The organism is Streptomyces sp. NPDC047081 (assembly GCF_040643775.1).
GTDB lineage: Bacteria > Actinomycetota > Actinomycetes > Streptomycetales > Streptomycetaceae > Streptomyces.
In genome coordinates this window covers 22825-46074 of sequence record NZ_JBEYUY010000046.1, presented here as the reverse complement: position 1 = coordinate 46074, position 23250 = coordinate 22825, and the positions used below count along the sequence as shown (strand labels likewise).

Here is a 23250-nt window from a genome sequence, read left to right as displayed (position 1 = left end):
TTCCTCTGCCGAAACGTTATGAACACCGGGGCCGACCGTGTCAAAGGCCACAGCCGGCTCCGATGCGTCTACGACAACTGCCGTACGACATGGCTGACTTGAGTGCTATCGCAGCCGTGCCATGAGCGCATGCTCGACCAGTGTGATCAGCGCGCTCTTGGCGTCGGCCCGATGCCGGGCGTCGGTCGTGATGATGGGGGTGTCGGGGCCGATCTGCAGGGCCTCGCGCACCTCTTCGGGCTGGTAGGGCTGGTGTCCGTCGAAGCCGTTGAGCGCGACGACGAACGGCAGTCCGCTGTTCTCGAAGTAGTCGACCGCCGGGAAGCAGTCGGCCAAGCGCCGGGTGTCCACGAGCACCACCGCGCCGATCGCACCACGGACCAGGTCGTCCCACATGAACCAGAAGCGGTCCTGACCCGGCGTACCGAACAGGTAGAGGATCAGGTCCTGGTCGAGCGTGATGCGGCCGAAGTCCATGGCCACCGTGGTGGTGGTCTTGTCCCCGGTGTGGGTGAGGTCGTCGATGCCCGCGGACGCGGACGTCATCACGGCCTCGGTGCGCAGCGGGTTGATCTCGGAGACGGCGCCGACGAAGGTCGTCTTGCCGACGCCGAAACCACCCGCCACCACGATCTTCGCGGAGGTGGTGGCCCGCCCTCCGTCAGAGCTTGCGAAGTCCACTGAGCACCCTTTCGAGCAGTGTCACGTCCGGCGCACCGGTCGTCTCGTCGCCGCCCGGCTGGTGGATGGCGACGAGCCCGGCCTCCGCCAGGTCCGCGACGAGAATGCGGGCCACGCCCAGTGGCATGGCCAGGAGCGCCGACACCTCCGCGACCGACTTCACCTCACGGCACAGGTGGCAGATGCGCTGGTGCTCCGGGAGCAGCCCCATGAGTGCTGCCGGGTCGGCCGTGGTGCTGATCAGCGCCTCGATGGCGAGCTGATAGCGCGGCCGGGTCCGGCCACCGGTCATCGCGTACGGACGTACCAGCGGCTGGTCGCCCTCATCCTCGTACGGCTCCGCGTACGGATCATGAGAGGCGGTGGGCGGGGTCATGAATCCTCCGGGCGGGACAGCAAGTCGGTCGGGCTGGCCGTCTTTCGGGGCCGGTGGGGGGTTTGTGTCGGCCGGACGGTGATGTCGTGAGGGGGGTGGATCCTAGCCGGTCAGTGGAGCAGACTGCCCTGTAGTTCGGCGCGCAGGTCCGGTGTGAGCACCGCACCTGCACGGTCGACGAGCAGCGCCATCTCGTAGCCGACCAGGCCGATGTCGCACTCGGGGTGCGCGAGCACGGCCAGGGACGAACCGTCCGAGACGGACATCAGGAAGAGAAAACCGCGCTCCATCTCGACGACCGTCTGCGCCACGTTGCCGCCCTCGAAGATCCGGGAGGCCCCGGCCGTCAGTGAGGTCAGCCCGGAGGCCACGGCCGCCAGCTGATCGGCGCGGTCGCGCGGAAAGCCTTCCGACATCGCCAGAAGGAGACCGTCGGCGGACACGACGACGGTGTGGGACACACCGGGGGTGTTGTCCACGAAGTTGGTGATCAACCAGTTGAGGTTCTGTGCCGCCTGGCTCATCTGGCTCAACTAACGCTCCTGCTGGTGAGTGGGGCTCGGGAAGCTGCCGGTCTGGCCGGTACCGGCCTGTCGACCCTGCGCGATGCCCCGACGGAGATTGGTCAGACGGCCGCGTACGTCGTCAGGCGCACGGGAGACTGCCGGACCGGCTTGGTGCTGTTGCTGCTGAGCCGTGCCCGGGACGAGGTTCGCCCGGGGCACCCGGCGCGGCAGGCCGGAGGTGGTGACGCCGCCCGCGGCCGGCTGCCGGACGCGCTCTGCCTGCCGGACGAGGTCGTCGTTCGGCGAGCTGCGCCAGCTGGAGGTCGCGGGACGCTGGGGGGCAGCGGGCGCGGCCGGAGCCTGCGACTGCTGCGGGGCGGGAGCGGAGCCGTTGCCGTTCGGCCGGCCACCGCCCGGTCCGCCGTGGAACCAGTTGGTCTCCAACGTGTCGTACAGCGGGGTACGACCGTCGCCGGGACCGGAAGCCGGCGGCAGCGCCTCGGGCTCCTGGCGGGCGGGACGCTGCTGCGGACGCGGCGGGACCGGCTGACGCGGGGCACCGAAGTCGCCCTGCGGACGCTCGAACTGCCCGGTGTTGTTGCCGTTCTGGCGGCCCGGCAGCGAGTGCTGGCCGGTGGAGCTGCCGTCGTAGCCCGGCGTGGCGAACTGGCCCGTGGAGCTGGGGTCGTAGGCCGTCGGGCTCGCGAACTGGCCGGTGTTCGCCGGGTTGTTCGGGTTGTTCTGGCCGTTCGGCCCGCCGAAGACGTCCGAGCGGACGAACTGCCCCGAGCTGCCGTTCGCACCGGGCTGCGCGTATTCCTGACGGCCGAACTGCCCGGTGTTCTGGGGCGATTCCGCACCCGGACGCGGGAACTGCCCGGTGTTCTGGGCGGAGTCGGCGCCGGGACGGCCGTACTGGCCCGTGTTCTGCGCCGGGTCGCTGCCCGGGCGGCCGTACTGGCCCGTGTGCTGCGGGTTGTTCGCGCCGAAGTCGGGGCGGGGGAACTCGGAGGTGGCGGCGGGACCCTGGCGCTCGTCGCCGCGCCCGATCGCCGGCATCTCGGAGGTCGCGTCGATGCGCGGCATCCGGGAGGTCTCGTCGTGACCGCGCGGGGTGTCGAGCGAGGCGCGCGGCACCGGCGGCTGCGCGTTCTCGTCGCTCCAGCTCGGCGTGCGCGGCTGGTTGCCGCCCGGCAGCTCGGCCCGCGGACCGCCACGCCCCGGCAGCTGCGGGATGCGCCCACGACGGCCGCGACCCTGCTTCTGCTCGGACGGGCCGGCGGGGTTCGAGGAGGGCGGGGCCTGCGGAGGTACGGCGCCACGAGCGCCGCCGAAGCTGTCCTGACCGCCGAACGCGTCCTGGCCCGCGGCCTGCAGGCCCTGCGGCGCACCCGGCGCCTGTCCGAACCCGGCACCCGCGCCCGCGGGAGCCGGCCGGCCCTGCGGGGGAGCGGCCGGCGACTGCGGTCCACGCGCACCACCCGGCGCACCCGGACGGCCGTCCCCGGCACCCGGCAGTGCGGCCCGCGGCCCCTGACCGGCTCCGAGCCGACCGCCGCCGGAGGGCGCACCCGCGCCGAGGGCACCACCGGGAGCACCGCCCGGCGCACCCGCGCCGAGAGCGGGACCACCGGGCGCACCGGCACCGGCGGCCTGACGGCGAGCCGCGGCCACACCGGCGGCGGCCTGCGCGGCGGCCGGACCACCGGCACCGCCCGGACCGCCCTGACCCGGCTTGCCCTGCGGCTTCTTGCCACCCTGGGCGACGTCCACGGGCAGCATGACCAGCGCGGTCGTACCACCGGAGTCGGACGGGCGCAGCTGGATGCGGATGCCGTGGCGCTGCGAAAGACGACCGACCACGAAGAGGCCCATGCGGCGGGAGACGGAGACGTCCACGGTGGGCGGCGAGGCAAGCCGCTCGTTGATCGCCGCGAGGTCCTCGGGGGAGAGGCCGATACCGGTGTCGTGGATCTCGATCAGGACGCGGCCGTCGGGCAGCGCGTGACCGGTGACCTTGACCTTGGTCTGCGGCGAGGAGAACGAGGTGGCGTTCTCAAGGAGCTCTGCGAGCAGGTGCACGAGGTCGTTGACCACGCGGCCGGCCACTTCGGTGGTCGGCACGGCGGCCAGCTCGATGCGCTCGTACTGCTCCACCTCGGACGCGGCGGCGCGGAGCACGTCGACCAGCGGGACCGGGCGGGTCCAGCGGCGGCCGGGCTCCTCACCCGCGAGGACGAGGAGGTTCTCACCGTTACGGCGCATACGCGTCGCGAGGTGGTCGAGCTTGAAGAGCGAGGAGAGCTGGTCCGGGTCGGCCTCGCGGGACTCCAGTTCGGAGATGAGCGAGAGCTGACGCTGGATGAGGCCCTGGGAGCGGCGCGAGAGGTTGGTGAACATCGCGTTGACGTTGCCCCGCAGGAGGGCCTGCTCGGCGGCGAGGCGGACCGCCTCGCGGTGCACGTCGTCGAAGGCCGCGGCCACCTGGCCGATCTCGTCCCGGGAGTGCACACCGACCGACTCGACGGAGGTGTCGACGTCCTGCGGGTCCGACTCCGACAGCTGCTTGACCAGCTCGGGCAGGCGGTCCTGGGCGACCTTGTTGGCGGTCTCCTGCAGGCGGCGCAGCGAGCGGATCATGGACCGGGCGATGACGAAGGCGCCGACGAGCGAGACGCCGAGTACGAGCAGGATCAGCGCACCGGAGATGATCGCCTCGCGCTCGGAGGCGGAGCGCAGCTCGCGGGCCTTCTGCTCCATGTCCTCGAGCAGCGTGTGCTCGATCTTCTTCATCTGCTCGATCTTGGTCGAGCTGTCGTCCACCCAGTCCTGGTACGACCGCTTCTGCAGGTCCTGCAGACCGCCCTGGCCGGCCAGCGCGCGGCTGGCGTAGGTGTCGGTGGCCTTGATGGTCGCGTTGTTCTCCTCGATGGGCTTGAGGAGAGCGGCGGCCTTCTCGGTGCCGTAGATGCTCTTGAAGCTGCGCAGCTCTGAGATCTGGCTCTCGAGCGCCGAGTCGGCGTACAGCCGGTCGTTCTCGGACAGGGTGCCGAACGTGTTGTTGTTCGCGGGCAGCGCCGCCGCCAGGATCGCGCGCTGCATCGACGCGTACTCCTTGGCGGAGGAGAACGCCGCCAGGGCGCGGGTGCGCTGGATCATCTCGGGGTTGCTGGTGGCCTCGGCCATGTCCTGGGAGAGGTCCAGGAGATGCGTGATGAGCCGGTGGTAGGCCTCGACCGTCTGCGAGGAGTTGAGCTTCGCCTCGTACGCGGTGGCCCGGTCCTTCGGCAGGTCCTCAAGGTCGCTGACCACACCGACGAGGCTCTCGCGGATGCCCTGGAGAGAACCGTCGCCGTTCGAGGTGTCGATCTCCTCGGCGGCGTCGATGAAGTTCTGCTTGGCCCGGTCCGTCTTGTCCCGGTAGCCCTTGACCGTGTAGTCGCTCGCCTTGGAGCCGTGCGCCAGCGGACCGGCGGACTGGTCGCGCTCCTCCTGGAGCGCGGCGGCCAGCTCGGTGGCCTGCTTGGTCATCTCCGTCAGCAGCTTCATGTTGTCGAGCTGCTGGATGTCGTCCATGTTGTCGCTGATACGCAGCGCGCCCAGCGAGGTGGCGGCGACCACGGGGAGCGCGAGCAGCGAGACCAGGCGCGTGGAGATACGCCAGTTGCGCAGCGCGACGCGTGAGCCGGGGCCGCTCGCGCCCTTGGGCGGCTTGACCGGGGGAGCGGGGGCCGGCGATCCGGTGGAGGCCGACGTGCCGAGGCGCCCGGGGCGCTCACCGCCGTCTCCGGACGGTGCCGGGCCCGGGTTCTGGGCGTGCTGGGGCGAGGAACTGCCGTTTACGGGGCCAGTCCCGCCGTGCGGCTCCGGCTCAGCCGAAGCACTGCCATCCCTCTTGAAACGTCCCTGCACTAGCGTCGCAACCTCTGGACCAGGCGCCCCTCCGCGTGAACGGAAAGACACGGTGTCGGCGTTTGGGGAGCGCCCTGAACGCGCCCCCCAGATGGTCTTGAGTGACCGGCGCTGGCTCCCCCTCTCGCCGCCACTCGGCGCTCGGTTGCGCCCCCTGTGCGCCGGCTCGATCCTGCGGCGGTCCGTGGCATTCCAGCACAGTGCAGGATCTCCAACAAGGTTCACGTGTCATGCCGTGACCTAAGTGACAGCACGTGAGTGCCGGGTCACCGGGCGTAGAAAGGGATCTTCCCCATAACGGGCGTAACTCCGCGAGTTGGACGGGATCGGGTGGTGTCCCAGTCGCCATGATCAGGAGCGGAATGATGCCTTCAGGGGGTCAATGTCCGTTTCGTAGGGGTGAGTTGCGGGCCTGAATTGACCGGTTTGCCTGTGCCCTCGTGAGCAAACTCACACACCGGTCATGGGCTCCTCACGGCTTCCCCGGGGAATTGGATGTTTAGCCTGACGCTTTACAAGACGTAGGCAACTGCCCACCCACACACAGACGACAGGGTCAGTACAACCGTGAAGACGACGATGATGTTCCACAACATAGCCAACCCGCGGCGCACGACCCTGGCGCACCTCGAGGACGCCGACTCCCTGCAGACCCCCGAGCAGGACCACGCCCTCGACCTTCCCACCCAGACCGCCAACCCCAGGCGCACCGTCCTCATGGAGATCCCCGCCACCGCCTCCGTCGCGGACTAGTACGCACCCGGCGCACTGATCACTCAAGCCGCCCGCCCGCAGTAATGCGCAAGTCGGCGGCCCCCTCCCGCGTTAGCCTGGAGCGTCAGACTCCACCGGCTTCAGTGAGGGGCGCCAGGATCCCGTGCGCATCGCCAGATTCTCCATCGACGGGAATGTCGCCTTCGGCGCGGTCGAGGGCGACAGGCCGGACGAGCTCGTCCTCGACATCATCAAGGGCATCCCGTTCGCGGACTTCGAGCTCTCCGGCACCAAGGTCCCGGTGAGCAAGGTCCGGCTGCTGCCGCCGGTGCTCCCCAACAAGGTCGTGGCGTACGGCCGTAACTACGCGGAGCACGCGCGCGAGCTGGGCAACGAGGTGCCGGACGCGCCCTTCGCCTTCTTCAAGCCCTCCACCTCGGTGATCGGCCCCGGCGACGAGATCCAGTACCCCTCCTTCTCCGAGGACCTGCACCACGAGGCCGAGCTCGCCGTGGTGATCGGCCGGATGTGCCGCGAGGTCCCGCGCGAGCGCGTGGCCGACGTGATCTTCGGCTACACCTGCGCCAACGACATCACCGCACGTGATGTGCAGAAGCGCGAGAAGCAGTGGGCCCGGGCCAAGGGCTTCGACACCTCCTGCCCGCTCGGCCCCTGGGTGGAGACCGACATCGACCTCGCCACCGCGTCCGACCTGACCATCCAGCTCACGGTCAACGGCGAACAACGCCAGCTCGGCCGCACCAGCGAGATGATCCACCCGATCGAGGATCTGATCGTCAACATCACCGAGGCCATGACGCTGCTCCCCGGCGACGTGATCCTCACGGGCACCCCGGCAGGCGTCGGGCCGCTCACCGTCGGCGACGAGGTCGCCGTCACCATCGAAGGCATCGGCACTCTCACCAACAAGGTTGTCAAGCGTGGCTAGCGCACCCGTCCGCGTACGTTTCTGCCCGTCGCCCACCGGTAACCCCCATGTGGGCCTGGTCCGCACCGCCCTGTTCAACTGGGCGTTCGCCCGCCACCACCAGGGCACTCTGGTCTTCCGCATCGAGGACACCGACGCGGCCCGCGACTCCGAGGAGTCGTACGGCCAGCTGCTCGACGCGATGCGCTGGCTCGGCTTCGACTGGGACGAGGGCCCCGAGATCGGCGGCCCGCACGCGCCGTACCGCCAGTCGCAGCGCATGGACCTCTACAAGGACGTCGCCGCCAAGCTCCTCGACGCCGGCCACGCCTACCACTGCTACTGCTCCCAGGAGGAGCTGGACACCCGCCGCGAGGCCGCCCGCGCCGCCGGCCGGCCGTCCGGTTACGACGGCCACTGCCGCGACCTCACCGAGGCGCAGGTGGCGGAGTACAAGGCCCAGGGCCGTACGCCCATCGTCCGCTTCCGCATGCCCGACGAGACGATCACCTTCACGGACCTGGTCCGCGGCGAGCTGACGTTCACGCCGGAGAACGTCCCGGACTACGGGATCGTACGAGCGAACGGCGCGCCCCTGTACACGCTCGTGAACCCGGTCGACGACGCCCTGATGGAGATCACCCACGTCCTGCGCGGCGAGGACCTGCTGTCCTCCACCCCGCGGCAGATCGCCCTCTACAAGGCGCTGATCGAGCTGGGCATCGCCAAGCAGATCCCGGCCTTCGGCCACCTGCCGTACGTCATGGGCGAGGGCAACAAGAAGCTGTCCAAGCGCGACCCGGAGTCCTCGCTCAACCTCTACCGCGAGCGCGGCTTCCTGCCCGAGGGACTGCTCAACTACCTCTCGCTGCTGGGCTGGTCGCTCTCCGCCGACCGGGACGTCTTCACGATCGACGAGATGGTCGCGGCCTTCGACATCGCGGACGTCCAGCCCAACCCGGCCCGCTTCGACCTGAAGAAGTGCGAGTCGATCAACGGCGACCACATCCGCATGCTGGACGTGAAGGACTTCACGGAGCGCTGCGCCCCCTGGCTGCAGGCGCCGTTCGCGCCCTGGGCCCCGGAGGACTTCGACGAGTCCAAGTGGCACGCGATCGCCCCGCACGCCCAGACCCGCCTCAAGGTCCTGTCGGAGATCACCGACAACGTCGACTTCCTGTTCCTGGCGGAGCCGGTCTCCGACGAGGCGTCCTGGGCCAAGGCGATGAAGGAGGGCAGCGACGCGCTTCTCGCGACCGCCCGCGAGAAGCTGGAGTCCGCCGACTGGACCTCCGCGGAGTCCCTCAAGGAGGCCGTCCTGGCCGCCGGCGAGGCCCACGGCCTCAAGCTCGGCAAGGCCCAGGCCCCGGTCCGCGTCGCGGTCACCGGCCGCACGGTGGGCCTGCCCCTCTTCGAGTCCCTTGAGGTCCTGGGCAAGGAGAAGACCCTTGCCAGGATCGACGCGGCGCTGGCGAAGCTGTCGGCGTAACGCACCCACGCGGCAAGGGCGGTGGCCGATACGGCTACCGCCCTTCCGCCCGGAACTGGCACTGGGGCGCGCAGACCACCACCGGCTTCGGCTACACGTTCCGCCGCCTGGTCAGCAACGCCAACGGCGACTGCCTCACCACGTTCCGCCTCCCGGCGCGCCCCTTGGCGGGTTACCGTCGGATCATGAGCATTCGCGCGGTGGTCTGGGACGTCGACGACACCCTCTTCGACTACACGAGCGCGGACCGCGTGGGTATGGGGGCGCATCTCGCCGCCGAGGGCCTGCTCGACGGGTACGACACCGTGGAGCAGGCCCTCGTGCGGTGGCGGGAGATCACCGATCTGCAGTGGGCCAGGTTCTCCGCGGGGGAGTTGTCCTTCGAGGACCAGCGCCGCGAGCGGATCCGGGTGTTCCTCGGCGAGGCGCTGGGCGACGCCGAGGCCGACGGCTGGTTCGCGCGGTACCTGACGCACTACGAGGCCGCCTGGGCCCTGTTCCCGGACGTCCTGCCCGTCCTGGACGCCCTCGCCGCCAGCCACCGGCACGCCGTGCTGTCCAACTCCAGCATCCACGTCCAGGACCGCAAGCTGCGCGCCCTCGGCGTGCACGACCGCTTCGAGGTCATCCTCTGCGCCGCCGAACTCGGCGTCTCCAAGCCCGAGGCCGGCGCCTTCCTGGCCGCCTGCGAGGCCCTCGACCTCGCACCGCACGAAGTCGCGTACGTCGGCGACCACCCGGAGATCGACGGGCGCGGTGCCGCCGAGGCCGGGCTGCTGTCCGTGTGGATCGACCGCGCGGGCGTCCACACCGGCGGCGACGCCCCCGTCGGCCGCCGCCGCATCGCCTCCCTCGCCGAACTCCCCGCGATCCTCGGCGCGGATACCCGTTTTGGAGCCCCGTCCACCTTCAGGTAATGTTCTTCCTGCGCCGCCGGGGAGCGGGCCGAAAGGCCGGAACCGACGGGGCAAACTAGAACAAGATCCCCACAGGGGCTTGCGTTCCAGTGGCCTATGGTGTAATTGGCAGCACGACTGATTCTGGTTCAGTTAGTCTTGGTTCGAGTCCAGGTAGGCCAGCTCGCGGAGCTCATCCGCACCGTGGATCAAGTCCACAAAGCCCCCGTTGTGTAGCGGCCTAGCACGCTGCCCTCTCAAGGCAGTAGCGCCGGTTCGAATCCGGTCGGGGGTACGGTGAACATCTCTTGGATGATCGCTAGGGCCCCCGTTGTGTAGCGGCCTAGCACGCCGCCCTCTCAAGGCGGTAGCGCCGGTTCGAATCCGGTCGGGGGTACAAACTGGTCTAAACCATCATTGGTCTATGGTGTAATTGGCAGCACGACTGATTCTGGTTCAGTTAGTCTTGGTTCGAGTCCAGGTAGACCAGCTCGGATCTGCGGCAACGCAAGATCCTCGCCCCCGTTGTGTAGCGGCCTAGCACGCCGCCCTCTCAAGGCGGTAGCGCCGGTTCGAATCCGGTCGGGGGTACTCGAAATGAAGGCCCTCTGCTTCGGCGGGGGGCCTTCGCCGTGTCCCGGTTTCATTCGAAACCGTATCTCCGGGTCGACTCCTCCTCCTGGGCCAGCCGGTGCAGTGCCTGGAGCATGGGCTCGACGAGCACCACGCCCAGCACCGCCACCTCGGCCTTCTCCGCCTCCGTCACATGCGACTCCATGAACGCCATGTCCAGCTCGGCCACCTGGTGCATCAACCGCGCGTAGGGCACGAGGATTTCGGGACTCCAGTCGTAGCCGAGCCGCCGCAGCGCGGCAGCTGCCACCACCAGGGAGCGGAACGACGGGGAGACGCTCGTCATGGCCTGCGCGTTGGACCATCCCAGGGTCGCGAGCAACTCCTCCATCGCGACCCTCGCGTCCCGCACGAACTCGTCGTCCACGTCCGGCTCCGGCACCTGCGGCAGCGCCCAGACGGCGGCGCCCAGGCGCATCGCGCGGGGCAGGGAGTCGTCGTCCACATGCCCCAGCACCTCCCTGACCGTGGCCACCGGAACCCGGCCGACCTGGATCATCGCGCGGATCAGCTTCAGCCGGCGCAGGTGCTCGTCGTCGTACTCGGCCGTCGTCGTGTTGATCTGGCGGCCGGGCGCCAACAGGCCCTCGCGCAGGTAGTACTTGATCGTCGCGGTGGACACACCGCTGCGCTCGCTCAGTTCGGCCAGCCGCATCTCTTGCGCCCCTTCTCGGATACCGGCACTATCCCATCATCGCCACTCGGATAGCGCCGCTCACCAACGAGGGGAAGTCGTCATGGTGTCCCGTACGACCGCCGACGCGAAGGGCGATGTCGTCGTCCTGCTGATCGGCATGCGCGTCAACCGCTTCTGGGCCGTCCATCTGTGGCTGCCGGTGATGCTCGGCATGTTCCGCATGCTGCGGGAGCTGGAGAAGGACCCCGCCCGGGGCCTGCTCAGCCGTGTCCTGCTGACGGCCTCGCCCCGCACGTACTACGTCGTCCAGTACTGGGAGTACTGTAATTGACCTTAGTTCAATCACATTTGCGCAGGTCAGAGTTGTGAGGCAGGTCCAGCCGAGGCGTTGGGGTCGATTCGGGGTCGAATATACTTGCGGATTACTTTCGTAATCGGTGATTCGCTCGCCCTCGTTGCTGTGCCAGAGACATCGACACGTTCGACGCCCACGTCACGCCTGAGGCGTTGCCGGCCCGGAGCGCGGCGCCACCGCGTCCTGCACCTGGATACCCGCCAAGGGTCTGGATGCCGCCACCAGAAATATGCACTGAGTGGCCTGGCGTGCGAATTGTCGATTACGTCTCGAACGGAAACCCGGCGTACAGCCCGACTCTTTTGCTTTTAGGGCTCTGACCTGGACTTTTGTCTTGATTCGAGCCCATTTCCGTGTCTGGGGGGCTTCCCGCTTCTACGTGCGAGTTCCCGGGAGTTCCCGCGCAAGTGTGCACGCGTTGTGCACTGAGAGTGTGCACTCGTGGCTGGCGGTGGTTGCGATGACGCGAGATGCGGAAGCCCCGCAGGGAGCGCCGGAGCGCAGAGGCGTGGATCTTGACGCGTGGATCCGGCCGTTCTGCGCCCTGGTGGTTGCCGGGGTGGCGGCGTAAGCCTCGTACGTGCACCAGAGGGAGTTCGCGCTTCAGGGCGGAGCGGATCGTGTCAGTGCGTCGTTGTGGCCGTTGTCCGTGGACGGACTCCTGCTCCTGGCCACCGTCGGATTGTTGAAGCCGTCGGGTGTGCTCACGCGCCGTGCGCGAGTGGCTGTGTGGTCGGCCTTCCTGTTGGGGATCGCTGTCTCCCTGGCGGCGAACATCGCGGCTGCGCCGACTCTGGAGTGGAAACCTGTGTTGGTGGCCGGATGGCCGCCGGTGGCGCTGCTGCTGTCCGTGGAGCTCCTGGCGCATCGCCAGTTGGAGAGAAAGGAGCGTGGGCCCGTACTGCGTGGGTCAGCTGGAGCTGGTGGAGGTCGGGACGACGATCCGCTGTTGGCACGAGCCCGAGGGATCGACATGCGGCATCGGCAGCTTCACCAGCGTCCTGCGTCTGCGGAGACTCTGAGGAAGGAGCTCAGGATCGGTGCAAGACAGACGGTCGAGACAGTTGGCCAGACTCGTCAGGGGCATCTGGGATGGCGGCGTTGACGACACCCCGTCGCCCGCCCCAGGGGACGAGGAGGAAGGCGAGCGGCCTGGCTGATCTCTGGTGACCATCGTGCCGGAGCCTCTTTAGCGCGGGTGCCGTGCCTTTGCGGCGTTGTGGTCGCCTGGCGGAACAGCCGGCGTCGACGACCTTTGGACTGCAGTGGTTGTTGAGCTGCAGGTTCGAGCCCAGGGCGGGACGCGTGGCAGAAGGATGGCGGTCTGAGCTGGGGTTTTTGACGGGCAAGCTCGTGGTTGAGGGGAGCTTTTGTCCGACGGCGCGGGGGAGGGCTGGGCGGTGAGGCGGCCTGTCCTGGGGCCCGGTGCTGGTCTGGAGGTGTGGGTTCGGCGTGCGGGGGCTTTGGTGGTGGCGGGGGTGGCTGCGTACGCCTCGTATGTTCATCAGCGGGAGTTCGCGTTGCAGGGTGGGGCGGATCGGACCAGCGCGGCTTTGTGGCCGCTGTCAGTTGACGGGTTGCTGCTGCTGGCGACCGTCGGGGTCTTGAACCAGCCGAGCATGCGTGACCGGCGTGGGCGGTGTGTGGTGTGGGCGGCGATTTTGCTCGGGATCGCTGTGTCGCTGGCGGCCAACGTGGCCGCGGCGCCGGCGTTGGCGTGGAGCCGGTGTTGGTAGCGGGGTGGCCGCCGGTGGCGCTGCTGCTGGCGGTGGAACTGCTTGCCCACCGCTCCGCGGATCGGGCTGGTCTGATGCTGCAGATCTCTCTGCGGCGGAAGACGATGAAGTGGGTGATCCTCTCCTAGGCGGCGCTCGACAAGTGGACGCTCGCCACCGGGAGTTGCATCAGCGGCCTGTGTCGGCGGAATCGCTGCGTAAGGAATTGCGTATCGGTGCGGGGCGGTCGAGGGAGTTGGTGGCGTTGGTGCGTGCGAGCCGTAATGGTCGCGTTCAGGAGTGAGCAGCCGTCGGACAGCCCGGTTCGTGGCAAGCGGTGCAACGACCGTAGGACTGCATGGGGCGGACTGTTCCATGTTGGGCGGAAGTGGTGACCGTCGCCCGGGTGGTTCATCCAGCTTCGTGTGACCGAGTAGCCCGAGTGACTGAGTCCGTCCAGAAGTATTTCGTGAACGTCGTCAGGGAACTGGTCTATACCGAGGCTAAGCAGAACTGCCGTATGCGAGACGACCGTTGCGTGTAGGCGATGTGAGCCTCTGAGCCTCCTGCGGCGTATACGCTCGCGTCGGTAGGCGGCCGTCGGGCGGAGGGTGAACGGAGTGCGGGCGCTGCGTGAGACGGATCCCCGGCGGATCGGGCCGTACGACGTTGTCGGCAGACTCGGCGTCGGCGGGATGGGCGAGGTGTTCCTCGCCCACGCGGGCGGCGGGATGCGGGTGGCCGTGAAGGTGGTGCGGGCCGAGCATGGGGAGGACCCGCTGTTCCGGGCGCGGTTCCGTCACGAGGTGCGCGCCGCGCAGTCGGTCGGCGCAACAGGCGCCTACATAGCGAGGGTCGTCGATGCCGACACGGAGGCCGAACAGCCGTGGATGGCCACGGAGTTCGTGGAAGGGCCGAATCTCAGGGACGCGGTGCGGGGTGGCGGTCCGCTGTCCGCCGAGGCTGTGCGGGCGCTGGCGGCGGCGCTCGGTGAGGCGCTGGTCGCTATCCATGCCAAGGGGATGGTCCACCGGGATCTGAAGCCCTCCAACATTCTGCTGGCGCCGGACGGTCCGCGGGTCATCGACTTCGGGATCGTCCGGGCCCTGGAGGCGACCTCGCTCACCCGCACCGGGAGCATTGTCGGCTCGGCCGGGTACGTCTCGCCCGAGCAGATCAGCAACGGAGCCGAGGTGGGACCGCCGAGTGACGTGTTCTCCCTGGGTGCGGTGCTCGGCTACGCCGCTACGGGCCGCGAGCTGTTCGGCGAGGGGACGGACGCGGTGATCCTCATGCGGGTCCTGAGCCGGGATTTCGACGTGTCCGATGTGCCGGACGGTGTGCGAGGGCTTGTGAAGGCCTGTCTTGCCGAGGACCCCGCGAAGCGGCCCACGCCGGCCGGGGTGATCGCCGAGGCGGGGCACACCCGGCGATCCCTGCGTCAGAGTCTGACGTCGGGTTGGTACGGCGGTGCCTGTCACTTCGGAGCCGGAGGCTGGGCTGCGGAGCATGACGCGGACCTGCGGGCAAGCGGCGTCGAGTATGTGGCCCAGGTGACGGGGGCCGGTGAGCCGGGGGCGGAGGGGGAAGCGCCGGCCGAGGGCGAGCCTTCGGAGCCGGCCGCGCCAAGCAGCGCACGGCAGGAGCGGCGCGGGTTCCTGCGCGCTCTGACCGGCGGCGTGCTGGTACTGGCAGGCGGGGGTGTCGGCGGTTGGGCGTGGCTGCGAGACCAGGAACGCGGTGGCGTCAGGACGCCGAAAGGCAGCACCCAGCCGTCCTCACGATCCTCGACAACGCCGAGCGCCGGTGCGGTGCCCGGAGCCTGGCACTACTCGGTCGGGGGACTCGGCTACGACGTGGGCCCGTGCGTCGCGCTGTCGCCCGATCGCAAGCGGGTGTATGTCGGCGGCGAGGACGGGTCGCTGCACGCCGTCTCCCCGGAAGACGGTTCACCCGTCTGGACGACGCCCCTGGGGCTGCCCGTCATGTCACCGCTTTCCACCGCCGACGGTGTGTACTGCCTGCTGGACGGCCATGACGGACCGGCCAAGCTCTGCGCGCTCGGTCACGACGGCGCCGTGCGGTGGAGCAAGGAAGTCGACGGCGGCTACGCCAACTTCCTGGTGGCCGCCGGGGAATTGATTCTCTTGGCGACGGGACCCGGGGCGCCGGACACAGGCGGTGTGCAGGCCTACACGTCCGACGGTGGTCTGCGCTGGAACGCGCGAACCCAGGCGGCGCCGACCAGTGATCCGGTTGCCGCCAAGGGTGTCGCGTACGTCGGAACCTATGGGGACGTCCTGCAGGCTCTGAACCTGAAGGACGGCAGCGTGCTCTGGTCCGTGGCTGCCGGTACGGACGTCGGGCGACCTACCGTGGTGGGCGACATGCTGGTGGTCGGTTCCTCCGGCGAGGTTGGCCTTTACGGCATCCTGCGGTCTGGCCGACTGTCGTGGAGCACGGACAACCCGGACGTGAACTCTGGGACGAGTTTTACCGGCGTCCGCTTCGGCGATCTCCTCGTCAGCTCGGCAGCCGGCACGCTCACCGCCATCGACCCAAGCGATGGATCCACGGTCTGGAAGGTCGAGGGCGACGGCTACGAGAGCGGTGAGTCGGCCAGCGCCCCGGCCGTCGTCGGGGAGACCGTCTACGTGCGGATGGGTGCGCGTCTGCATGCCGTGGATCGCCGGGGTAGAAAGAAGTGGTCGGAGTCGGTGCCTGGTGTCTTGGAGGACTCGGTGATCAGCCCGGTCGTCGACGGCACCCATGTCTATACAGCCACTGCCGATGGCATCGCCGCCAATTCCGTCCCTGCCTAGCTGACTCGGGCTTTCACGAGCGGGCTTGTGCGGTCTTGATCAGAAAAGCGGAGGGTGTTGCTGAGCCAGTTCCTCAGTCTGCTCGTCCGGCAGTAGTACGGAGCAGACCGCGCGGCGCAGCCGCGGGTCGTTCGGCGGCGCCACAAGCGATCGCCATCTGGCGCGTCCGGTACCGGAGTTGGGCGCGGATACCACAGTCGGCGACGCGATCGAGGTGCTGCGCGGGCGCCGCGTCTCCCTGGCCGTGGTCCGCGACGAGACCGGCCGCCTCACCGGCCTCGCCCGCCGATCGAGTCAGCTCGGGCAGCTCCTTTACCCCGAGGACGACCACGACCACCAACAGCAGCAAGCCCGGTTCGCTCAAGCCGAGCAGATCCTGGGCGACACCTTGGCTGCGACAACGACGGCTGGTATCCCGAATCCGTCCTGCCCGAACGGGACCTGGTGTCCGCGGGGCAGTGAGCTGACCCCGGATTCGTGGAGTCCCCGGCCTGCCCTGAAGCCAGGCTTACGATTGGCTACGGCGGCGCCGTTTGGGACCACCGAGGCGTCTCGAATCGGCCCCGTATTGTGAAGATCGCTACCCAGGCAAGTGGCTTGAAGTACCGGCTCTGCCTCAGCTGGGACCGATCTGCCTCGCCTCGCCGTGTTTGGGCAGGCTGAGGGTCACAAGTAGGACAAAGGGCCATGACCGGGCGCGTGAAGCGGCATGCTCGAGGTATGGCTGGGCTCGGGGGACGCCGCCATCGGCGTACATGGCAACTCATCAGTTTTGTGTCTGCGACGGCGATCGCATCGAGCGTGACTTTCGCCGTGCGGCAACTCGTCCACGGCGCGCTTCAGGCCGCCGAGACCGCTGGCCTTGTCGGGCTCCCTGCCGGTGTCACCAGTCTCGTGCTCGCCGTTGTGGCCTTGCGCAAGCCGATCGAGGGTGCCGACGCCGACCTCGCACGGGGCTGGGCAAGGACGCTTGCCCGGCAGATTGAGACGGGTGAGGGAGCCGTGCGCAGGCAGTTGCTCGGCGCCGACACCGAGCGCATCAACCTTGCTTATGTCCTGCACCCCGCTGGGGGCCGCGTTGCCACCGCCCTGCAGGCTGGGCGCACCTTCACCAACGCGACTCCCGCCGGCCTGCCTGATGTCCTGGGCTATTACCGCTCCACCCGGCCGCGGCGTCTGGTCATCACCGGCGCGGCCGGGGCGGGCAAGACGCTCCTGGCGCTGGAACTCATGCTCGCCCTCCTTGAGGACCGCACGGACGACGACCCGGTGCCGGTCCGCATCCCACTCGCCCAGTGGGACACCAGCCGGCCCCTGAGCGACCTGCTGGCCCAGCGGCTGGTGGCTGCCTACGACTGGCCCCCCGCTCTCGCCGCCGGACTGGTCGGTCAAGGCCTGGTGCTGCCCGTCCTGGACGGACTCGACGAGATGGACCCCTTCCGCGACGACGGCACCCCGGACCCCGACGCGCCACGGGCCCTCGCTGCCCTGGAAGCCCTTAACGCCTACCAAGACGGCCGGGGGGCAGGACCGCTGGTCCTGACCTGCCGCAACAATCACTACGACGCTCTCGCCCCCGCCCTGCAGTTGATCGACGCAGCCCGGGTCGCGATCGCCCCCGTCGACACTGAGCACGCCGTCAGTTACCTATGTGACCGGGCTCGCGACATGGCCCGCTGGCAGCCCCTCCTCAACCACCTCCAGGCTCACTCCGCGGGCCCACTCGCCGCCGCCTTGTCCACCCCGTGGCGACTGTGCCTGGCCGCCACTGTCTACCACCGCACCGGCAGCCCCGCCGAACTCCTCGACCACCCCACCGCGCACGACCTGGACCAGCATCTCCTCGCCCGCTACATCCCCGCCACCACCGCTAACACCCCCAACCCCCGCGCATACAGGCCCGACCAGATCCATCGCTGGCTCCGCCACCTGACACACCATCTCGATGGCGGCACCACCGGCACCCCTGCCACCGACCTCACCCTCTACCGCCTCTGGCCTCTCGCCGGCCTCACCCACGTGCGCACCACCGACGCCCTCCTGACCACCCTCACCGTCCTCCTCGCGCTGCCTCTGGCCTTGACCACCCAATACCCCAGCCTTGCGGCATTCGTCATGACGGTCCTCGCGCTCGTATCCGGCGCTCTCGCATTCCGGACCACGGCACCCCACCGTCTGTCGAACCTCCGCCAAGGCGACCGCCGAAGAACACTCCGGAAGCTCGCGGCCGGACTTGCGGCCGGACTCATGTTCGGGCTGGCGCTCGGGGTCTGGACCGGGCTTGCGCTCGGGCGCGCGAACGGAACGGGGACATTCTGGCTCGATCTTGCGGCAGGCCTCGCGTACGGACTCTTCACTGGCCTCGCAGGGGGGCTCGTGGTCGGCCTTGCAGGCGGTCTCGCAACCGGGCTCGGCGGGGAACCGTCCACGGTGGCCAGCCCACAGACCGTCATCCTCGACGACTTGATCTACGGGCTCGTGGTCGCGCTCCTGTACGGGCTCGCCACCGGGCTCATGGGCCTTCTCGTGTTCAGGTACGCCGATCCCCTCACAGCCGGGCTCGCGTTCGGGATCTCCGGCGCCCTCATGGGAGGTCTCTCATTTGGGTGCCCGGCCGCGCGGAGATACGGCGTGTTCCTGCTGTGTTCCCGGGGCCACCTGCCCTTCCGGCTCGCCCGCTTCCTCGACTGGGCCGTCACCGCGGGCCTGCTCCGCTACAGCGGCCCCGCCTACCAATTCCGCCACCGCGAACTCCAGCAATGGCTCAGCCCAGACCGAAGCCGCCCAGCGCCTCGGCCCAGCCCGTGACGATCGCCCGCTGGCCCGCGGCAAATGTGCCCCGGCCAGCGCAGACTGCGGTCTGCAGCTCGGTCTCCACCGAGTCCTCCTTGTGGTTCACCCGGCGCCCTCCTTGTGGCCGGGGTCCCGGGCGTGCTCGCCTGCACAACGACTGGTCGCAGCGCGGCGGTTACTCTTCAGGAGTTGGCTGGCGCAGGAGACCGGGGGATGTCGGCGAGGTGCTCCCGTCTGTGAAGCCCGCTCCGATGCGAGGCGGATCGGTCCCAGCCGAGGCAGAGCCGGTTGGGGTGCCGCGCCAGGTCCAGCTCGAATTCCCCGAAACGATACTTGTCCCCCTCCACCTTTGCAGCGTACAACGCTTGTCCGGTGGCGTACACATGAGCGATGGCGCGCGGGGCTCGACGGTGGCTGCTCCGGTAGCGATGACTCTCTTGGCGGTGGCCGAGTAGCTCGGCTCGGCCGAGGTGTTCTTGCCGATGTAGGCGTTACGCGACGGCCAGGTGCCTTCAGCCGCGAGGCGCATCCTGGCGATGGCTCCGCTGCTGGAAGGCGACCGCCTCGGGGTTGTTGGTGAGCCACCACTGGCACACGTGCCAGTGGTTGTCCTTGCCTCCCGCGTCATCGAACGTCACGACGGCCACGACCGGACCACTGCAGTTCGGGCTCGGCGCCGAGTGCATGCTGCACTTGCGGCCGGTGCCCGGCGGTACCTCGTCGATGGCCGTGATGACGGACTTCATGGCTGCATCATAGGAGCGGCTGATCGATGGTCACGTTGCATCGAGTAGCCGCGCTGCCTCCCGGAGAGTTTGAAGGACCTCCTGGCGGGCGGTGGGCCGGGAGGCGAACACCCGGGGGCTGGGGTGCCAGGTGGGGAGCGTGTGGAGCTTCGGCGCATACCGTTCCAGGTAGGCCGCCCACCCGGCCTGGGCCTTGCGTCCCATGGGGATGACCACTTCCAACGCAGGCATCATGGTGATGACTTCGTGGAGAAACGGCGCCGCACGCTGGATCTCCGTCCGTCCGGGTGCGGCGATCCGGTCTGCCGTTCCCAGGTACCACGGCACGACGTTCCAGTGGACGGACTCGTGATACGGCAGACCGGCCTCGGCACGCAGCGTCCAGCAGTTCTGCGCCGTCTGGTCGTCGTTGTCGACGGAGATGATCCCGCTGCCGGTGCGGCGCAGCTCGGCTTCGGCGCCCATGGACTTCTGGCCCGGGGCTTCGAGGAGGAACAGGCTGCGCGCGTCGATCCCGCCGCAGGCGGGATCGAACCACGGCACCGCCTCGCCGTCACCGAGCCGACCGCGCAGTTTCTCCACCCAGTCGTTCAAGGGGCGCACGTGAGGCTCGGTCCGCACGGCTCGCAACCGCTCTCGCAGCACGTCAGGATCACGCAACGTCCGTGGCGCCGAGGTACGAAAAGCATCATGTGAAGACATGGGGCGCAGTGTGTCATCCGCCTGTGACAACGGCCGGTGCGCGGGCGGACCTGTGTCCTGCGGAGCGCATGAGGCGCGGAGGTGTCGGCCCTCGGCGCCGGGGACCGTCTCCCCGCTGTCAGTCCCGGCTGGCATCATGCCCGGCTATGAGCACGAGAGATGACAGCGACGAGGCGTACGTCATCGGCCTGTGCAACCAGGTGTTGGGTGAGATCGCGAGCACCCAGCACAAGTTCGACTGGCTGCTGGGCGACCCGGGCACCGGTGGGCGGCAGACCAGATTGCCCGTCGACGCCTACTGGGAGGGCCACCAACTCGTGGTCGAGTACCGGGAACTGCAGCACGACCAGCCGGTACCGCACTTCGACAAGCCGGATCGACTGACGGTCAGCGGAGTCCACCGGGGCGAACAGCGGGCCCTGTACGACGCGCGACGTGATACCGAGATTCCGGCCCACGGCCTGCGCCTTGTGGTGATCCGTCCGGCGGACCTCGACGCGGATGGCCGCGGCCGCCTGCGCCGCAGCCGAGAGGCGGACATCACGGCGTTGAGGAAGATCCTCGCGCGGGACAGTGATGAGGACCGGGTCACCGATGCCTTTCGCACTTGGCTGCTGGCCGAGGGCTGGACGCCGGTGACTCCGACGGACCGCTGGACCGACGTCGAGGCGGTACGGGGGAGCGAGCGGTTGATCTGCGAAGCCAAGGGCCGAACCAGCGAGAAGGGCATCGACGCCGACATCGCCTACGGGCAACTCCTGCGCCGCATGACCAGTGAGTCCGAGGACATTCGGTACGCGCTCGTGGTGCCGTCCTCGTCGGTCAAGGCGGTCGAGCGTGTTCCGCCGCAAGTGCGACGACGTTTGCGTATCGACTTGTACGAGGTGACGGACAACAACCAGGTCCGTCAACTGCCGGTATAGCGTTCCAGAACCGGTCGCACACCCAACTACTTGCGAATGTCGGCGGGTTGGTCCTTGGCCCACCACAGGAAGGCGGCGGAGTGCTGCTGGTTGGCGAAGCCATCGCCGACGAGCGTGTGGAGTAGGTCGTTGATCCAGAGGATGAGCCGTCCCAGGGTCCAGTTCACCGACTCCGGGGACGGCATTTCCAGCCCGTAGACCAGCCGCGCGATCTCGCGCTTGCCGCCCGCCGGTGTCGTGTACTTGAGGATCGACAGGCACCGCTCGGGCTGCACCACGCAGAGGACCCAGGTCAGGAGGGCTTCCTTAAGTTGGTTGCGAGCGAATTGCGTCGACCGCAGTCGGCGGCTTGTAGCGGTGGTCCGCGGCTGCAAGATCGACGGTGAGATGCCGAGCGCATACCAGGCGCCAGTTCGAGAACGGTATTCGGAGACCAGAACACACAACGAGATTCACTGCCCGAGCCCGGCAGGAAACAGAAGACGGAAGCTGCCAGAGCAGGGCAGTGCGCGACCGAGAATCGGAGTGGAGTATTCCCGTCATGATCAGGGTCTTCGTTGTGGAGGACATGCACGTGGTCCGGGCGGGGCTGGTCGCACTTCTCGACAGCGAGTTCGGCATCGAAGTCGCGGGGCATGCGGCTGACGCCCCCGAGGCCCTGAAGGGTGTGAGTGGCGCCGAACCCGACGTGGCTCTGCTGGACATCGACCTGCCCGGCATGGACGGCCTGGCGCTGGCCCGCGAGTTGTCGCGCAGCGCGCCGACCTGCCGGACGCTGATGCTGACCGCCATGGACCGAGCCGGCTATGTGCAGCGCGCTCTTGATGCCGGAGCCTCCGGGTACGTGCTCAAGACCCTGTCGCCGCAGGAACTCGCGAACGCCGTGCGGGCGGTGAGCGCTGGAGGTCGCGTCATCGAGCCGCCCGAGCTCGCGGACCTGAGGGGCGCGGTGACTCCCCTGACCTTGCGCGAGGCCGAAGTGCTGAGGCTCGCCGCCGGCGGCGCAGACGCACGGGCGATAGCAGCCGACCTCTTCCTGGGCGTGGGTACGGTGCGCAACCGCCTGTCGGCCGCGGTGGGCAAGTTACACGCGCGCACCCTCGTGGACGCGATCCGCATCGCTGACCGTCAGGGGTGGATCTAGCGGAAGCTCAGCGGTCAAGACGAAGTGGCCGTCGTCGGAGTTCGTGTCGATCTTGCCGCCCAGCGCCAGGACCCGAAACCGCAGGTTCGACAGTCCGCTGCCGGAGTCGACCCCGTCCACTCCGGCGCCTGCGCCGTCGTTGTCGATGCTCAGGCACAGGCGGGAGGGGCGCGTTGTCATCTCGATGTCGCAACGCGACGCCTGGCTGTGCTGGAGCACGTTGCTGACGGCTTCGCGCAGAACAGCAGTCAGACAGGCGGCCACAGGCCCCTGGAGATCCAGCTGGGGCGGCAACGTCGTGCGTGTGGCGATCCCTGCCCGAGATAACATGCTCTGGGCATAGGCGAGTTCGACGTGCATGTGGGCGGTCGCCCGTTGCCCGGTGATGCCGCGCATCTCCCGATGAGTACGGCGGGCCAGTGCCGCGATGTGCCCCAACACCTCGTGACTCGATATGCCGTTCTCGGGCCGGGCGCACGCTCGTTCGCACTGCACGGCGATGGAGACGAGGGACGATCCCACCAGGTCGTGCAGGTCCTGCGCGATACGGGCCCGCTCACGGTATTCGCCCAGCCGAGCCGCCTGACCGTGTGACGCCTGCAAGCGCGCGGCAAGCAAGGCGAGATGGACCACGGCGTACACGCTGCTGCCGGTGATGACCGTGGACACCAGTACGTTCATTCCGCTGCGTTGCGTGGTCACCAGGCTGCTGTTGACGAGGAGAGGGCCACTGGCCGCCACCAGAACGGCGACGAGGACCGAGGCCGGACGCGGCACCGTCAGAAGCACGGCACCCGCGAGGAAGCCGAGAAGACTGAGCCACGAGTATTCGAAGACGAGGACCGGAAGGTAGGTGAGCACCGCCTGCAGCCCGAGCAGCGCCCACCGCCATCCGTAGGGAAGGCGGTACGGAGGGGGCGCGTACTGACCGAGTAGCACGGCAGGCAGAAGGATCATGAGGATGAGGCCGGTGACGAGCGATCCTTTACTCAGGGGCTGCGCGAGGAGGTCTGCGGCGAGCAGGGTGAGCGAGCCGGTGACCAGGATCGCCAGGGACAAGGACGCGACCCTGCTGGCCTGAGTCGCCCGCTTGCGAAGCCCCATGTCATCCCCCCCGATTTGATGCCTTCGGCTCTCCGCCCCCAGGCGCAGGCATACCACCGAGAAACCTCGACTCCTCAGACCAGGCAAGGGTTGCACACAGGATTGGTGAAGATCTCACTTCTTTCGAGACCGCAGAACTGATCGGATCGGACGCCCCCCGTGTCCTGATCCGCA

General features: G+C 68.7%; 19 protein-coding genes, 5 tRNA genes and 3 pseudogenes. 17 read left to right on the top strand and 10 right to left on the bottom strand.

Going from position 1 to position 23250, the window contains the following annotated elements:
• Nucleotides 1-105 precede the first annotated feature (105 nt).
• From ABZ848_RS46485 to ABZ848_RS46470, 4 genes are all read right to left on the bottom strand, one after another.
• Entirely contained in the window at nt 106-681 is a 576-nt protein-coding gene (locus ABZ848_RS46485; RefSeq protein ID WP_133046741.1) for an ATP/GTP-binding protein, read from the bottom strand.
• Nucleotides 662-1057 (bottom strand): DUF742 domain-containing protein, encoded by a 396-nt coding sequence (locus ABZ848_RS46480; protein WP_016432454.1) that lies wholly within the window; start codon nt 1055-1057, stop codon nt 662-664. Before ABZ848_RS46480 ends, ABZ848_RS46485 begins: the two co-directional genes overlap by 20 nt.
• 110 nt (nt 1058-1167) lie before the next feature.
• Nucleotides 1168-1581 (bottom strand): roadblock/LC7 domain-containing protein, encoded by a 414-nt coding sequence (locus ABZ848_RS46475; RefSeq protein ID WP_003973453.1) that lies wholly within the window; start codon nt 1579-1581, stop codon nt 1168-1170.
• 9 nt (nt 1582-1590) lie between these two features.
• A complete protein-coding gene (locus ABZ848_RS46470) occupies nt 1591-5475 on the bottom strand; it encodes a nitrate- and nitrite sensing domain-containing protein (RefSeq protein WP_360842264.1) in 3885 nt (1294 codons plus the stop codon).
• 567 nt (nt 5476-6042) lie between these two features.
• On the opposite strand from ABZ848_RS46470, the gene ABZ848_RS46465 reads away from it, so the two are divergent.
• The 9 genes from ABZ848_RS46465 (at nt 6043) to ABZ848_RS46425 (ending at nt 10093) form a co-directional block, all read left to right on the top strand.
• Entirely contained in the window at nt 6043-6228 is a 186-nt protein-coding gene (locus ABZ848_RS46465; protein ID WP_360842261.1) for a hypothetical protein, read from the top strand.
• 124 nt (nt 6229-6352) lie between these two features.
• Nucleotides 6353-7138, top strand: a complete 786-nt coding sequence (locus tag ABZ848_RS46460) for a fumarylacetoacetate hydrolase family protein (protein WP_360842258.1) — start codon at nt 6353-6355, stop codon at nt 7136-7138.
• Nucleotides 7122-8606: a glutamate--tRNA ligase gene (gltX, locus tag ABZ848_RS46455; RefSeq protein ID WP_360842255.1), complete on the top strand. Its 1485-nt coding sequence runs from the start codon at nt 7122-7124 to the stop codon at nt 8604-8606. The genes ABZ848_RS46460 and gltX overlap by 17 nt, the downstream gene beginning before the upstream one ends.
• A 185-nt stretch (nt 8607-8791) precedes the next feature.
• The gene (locus ABZ848_RS46450; protein ID WP_360842252.1) at nt 8792-9523 is read left to right on the top strand and encodes an HAD family hydrolase; all 732 of its coding nucleotides are present in this window, start codon (nt 8792-8794) and stop codon (nt 9521-9523) included.
• Nucleotides 9524-9613: 90 nt separating this feature from the next.
• A tRNA-Gln gene (locus tag ABZ848_RS46445) sits at nt 9614-9685 on the top strand.
• Between the two features lie 39 nt (nt 9686-9724).
• Nucleotides 9725-9797, top strand: a tRNA-Glu gene (locus ABZ848_RS46440).
• 29 nt (nt 9798-9826) lie between these two features.
• Nucleotides 9827-9899 (top strand) — tRNA-Glu (locus ABZ848_RS46435).
• 21 nt (nt 9900-9920) lie between these two features.
• Nucleotides 9921-9992: transfer RNA gene (locus ABZ848_RS46430), tRNA-Gln, on the top strand.
• Between the two features lie 28 nt (nt 9993-10020).
• A tRNA-Glu gene (locus ABZ848_RS46425) sits at nt 10021-10093 on the top strand.
• A gap of 52 nt (nt 10094-10145) precedes the next feature.
• Here ABZ848_RS46425 and ABZ848_RS46420 read toward each other — a convergent pair.
• The gene (locus ABZ848_RS46420; RefSeq protein ID WP_360842249.1) at nt 10146-10790 is read right to left on the bottom strand and encodes a MerR family transcriptional regulator; all 645 of its coding nucleotides are present in this window, start codon (nt 10788-10790) and stop codon (nt 10146-10148) included.
• Between the two features lie 82 nt (nt 10791-10872).
• On the opposite strand from ABZ848_RS46420, the pseudogene ABZ848_RS46415 reads away from it, so the two are divergent.
• The 5 genes and pseudogenes from ABZ848_RS46415 to ABZ848_RS46395 form a co-directional block, all read left to right on the top strand.
• Nucleotides 10873-11091, top strand: a pseudogene (locus ABZ848_RS46415) (DUF4188 domain-containing protein); the annotation flags it as partial.
• 616 nt (nt 11092-11707) lie between these two features.
• The gene (locus ABZ848_RS46410; RefSeq protein ID WP_360842245.1) at nt 11708-12232 is read left to right on the top strand and encodes a DUF2637 domain-containing protein; all 525 of its coding nucleotides are present in this window, start codon (nt 11708-11710) and stop codon (nt 12230-12232) included.
• 295 nt (nt 12233-12527) lie between these two features.
• A complete protein-coding gene (locus ABZ848_RS46405; RefSeq protein WP_360842279.1) occupies nt 12528-12863 on the top strand; it encodes a DUF2637 domain-containing protein in 336 nt (111 codons plus the stop codon).
• Nucleotides 12864-13462: 599 nt separating this feature from the next.
• The gene (locus ABZ848_RS46400; RefSeq protein ID WP_360842241.1) at nt 13463-15664 is read left to right on the top strand and encodes a serine/threonine-protein kinase; all 2202 of its coding nucleotides are present in this window, start codon (nt 13463-13465) and stop codon (nt 15662-15664) included.
• 115 nt (nt 15665-15779) lie between these two features.
• Nucleotides 15780-15944 (top strand): annotated as a pseudogene (locus tag ABZ848_RS46395) (CBS domain-containing protein); the annotation flags it as partial.
• On the opposite strand, the pseudogene ABZ848_RS46390 reads toward ABZ848_RS46395, so the two are convergent.
• Nucleotides 15939-16037 (bottom strand): annotated as a pseudogene (locus ABZ848_RS46390) (twin-arginine translocase TatA/TatE family subunit); the annotation flags it as partial. The pseudogenes ABZ848_RS46395 and ABZ848_RS46390 sit on opposite strands and share 6 nt — an antisense overlap.
• Before the next feature lie 428 nt (nt 16038-16465).
• On the opposite strand from ABZ848_RS46390, the gene ABZ848_RS46385 reads away from it, so the two are divergent.
• Nucleotides 16466-18472, top strand: coding sequence for an NACHT domain-containing protein (locus tag ABZ848_RS46385; RefSeq protein WP_360842239.1), 2007 nt, complete (start codon nt 16466-16468; stop codon nt 18470-18472).
• 497 nt (nt 18473-18969) lie between these two features.
• Here the strand turns inward: ABZ848_RS46385 and ABZ848_RS46380 are convergent, their stop codons facing one another.
• Nucleotides 18970-19203: a hypothetical protein gene (locus ABZ848_RS46380; protein WP_360842236.1), complete on the bottom strand. Its 234-nt coding sequence runs from the start codon at nt 19201-19203 to the stop codon at nt 18970-18972.
• 30 nt (nt 19204-19233) lie between these two features.
• Nucleotides 19234-19797 (bottom strand): uracil-DNA glycosylase, encoded by a 564-nt coding sequence (locus tag ABZ848_RS46375; protein ID WP_360842233.1) that lies wholly within the window; start codon nt 19795-19797, stop codon nt 19234-19236.
• A 254-nt stretch (nt 19798-20051) separates the two neighbouring features.
• On the opposite strand from ABZ848_RS46375, the gene ABZ848_RS46370 reads away from it, so the two are divergent.
• A complete protein-coding gene (locus ABZ848_RS46370) occupies nt 20052-20828 on the top strand; it encodes a hypothetical protein (RefSeq protein WP_360842229.1) in 777 nt (258 codons plus the stop codon).
• Nucleotides 20829-20854: 26 nt separating this feature from the next.
• Here the strand turns inward: ABZ848_RS46370 and ABZ848_RS46365 are convergent, their stop codons facing one another.
• Entirely contained in the window at nt 20855-21106 is a 252-nt protein-coding gene (locus tag ABZ848_RS46365) for a hypothetical protein (RefSeq protein ID WP_360842226.1), read from the bottom strand.
• Between the two features lie 263 nt (nt 21107-21369).
• Between ABZ848_RS46365 and ABZ848_RS46360 the strand changes: the two genes are divergently transcribed.
• A complete protein-coding gene (locus ABZ848_RS46360) occupies nt 21370-21972 on the top strand; it encodes a response regulator transcription factor (protein WP_360842223.1) in 603 nt (200 codons plus the stop codon).
• Here ABZ848_RS46360 and ABZ848_RS46355 read toward each other — a convergent pair.
• Nucleotides 21913-23031 carry a histidine kinase gene (locus ABZ848_RS46355; RefSeq protein ID WP_360842220.1) on the bottom strand — a complete coding sequence of 373 codons (1119 nt, stop codon included), beginning with the start codon at nt 23029-23031 and terminating at the stop codon, nt 21913-21915. The two genes, ABZ848_RS46360 and ABZ848_RS46355, sit on opposite strands and share 60 nt — an antisense overlap.
• Nucleotides 23032-23250: the final 219 nt, after the last annotated feature.

Excerpts from the sequence above, each read along its gene's own strand:
- ABZ848_RS46480 (WP_016432454.1), bottom strand. The coding sequence starts at position 1,057 with ATGACCCCGCCCACCGCCTCTCATGATCCGTACGCGGAGCCGTACGAG.
- ABZ848_RS46475 (WP_003973453.1), bottom strand. The coding sequence starts at position 1,581 with ATGAGCCAGGCGGCACAGAACCTCAACTGGTTGATCACCAACTTCGTG.
- ABZ848_RS46450 (WP_360842252.1), top strand. The coding sequence starts at position 8,792 with ATGAGCATTCGCGCGGTGGTCTGGGACGTCGACGACACCCTCTTCGAC.
- ABZ848_RS46420 (WP_360842249.1), bottom strand. The coding sequence starts at position 10,790 with ATGCGGCTGGCCGAACTGAGCGAGCGCAGCGGTGTGTCCACCGCGACG.
- ABZ848_RS46380 (WP_360842236.1), bottom strand. The coding sequence starts at position 19,203 with ATGAAGTCCGTCATCACGGCCATCGACGAGGTACCGCCGGGCACCGGC.
- ABZ848_RS46370 (WP_360842229.1), top strand. The coding sequence starts at position 20,052 with ATGAGCACGAGAGATGACAGCGACGAGGCGTACGTCATCGGCCTGTGC.
- ABZ848_RS46360 (WP_360842223.1), top strand. The coding sequence starts at position 21,370 with ATGATCAGGGTCTTCGTTGTGGAGGACATGCACGTGGTCCGGGCGGGG.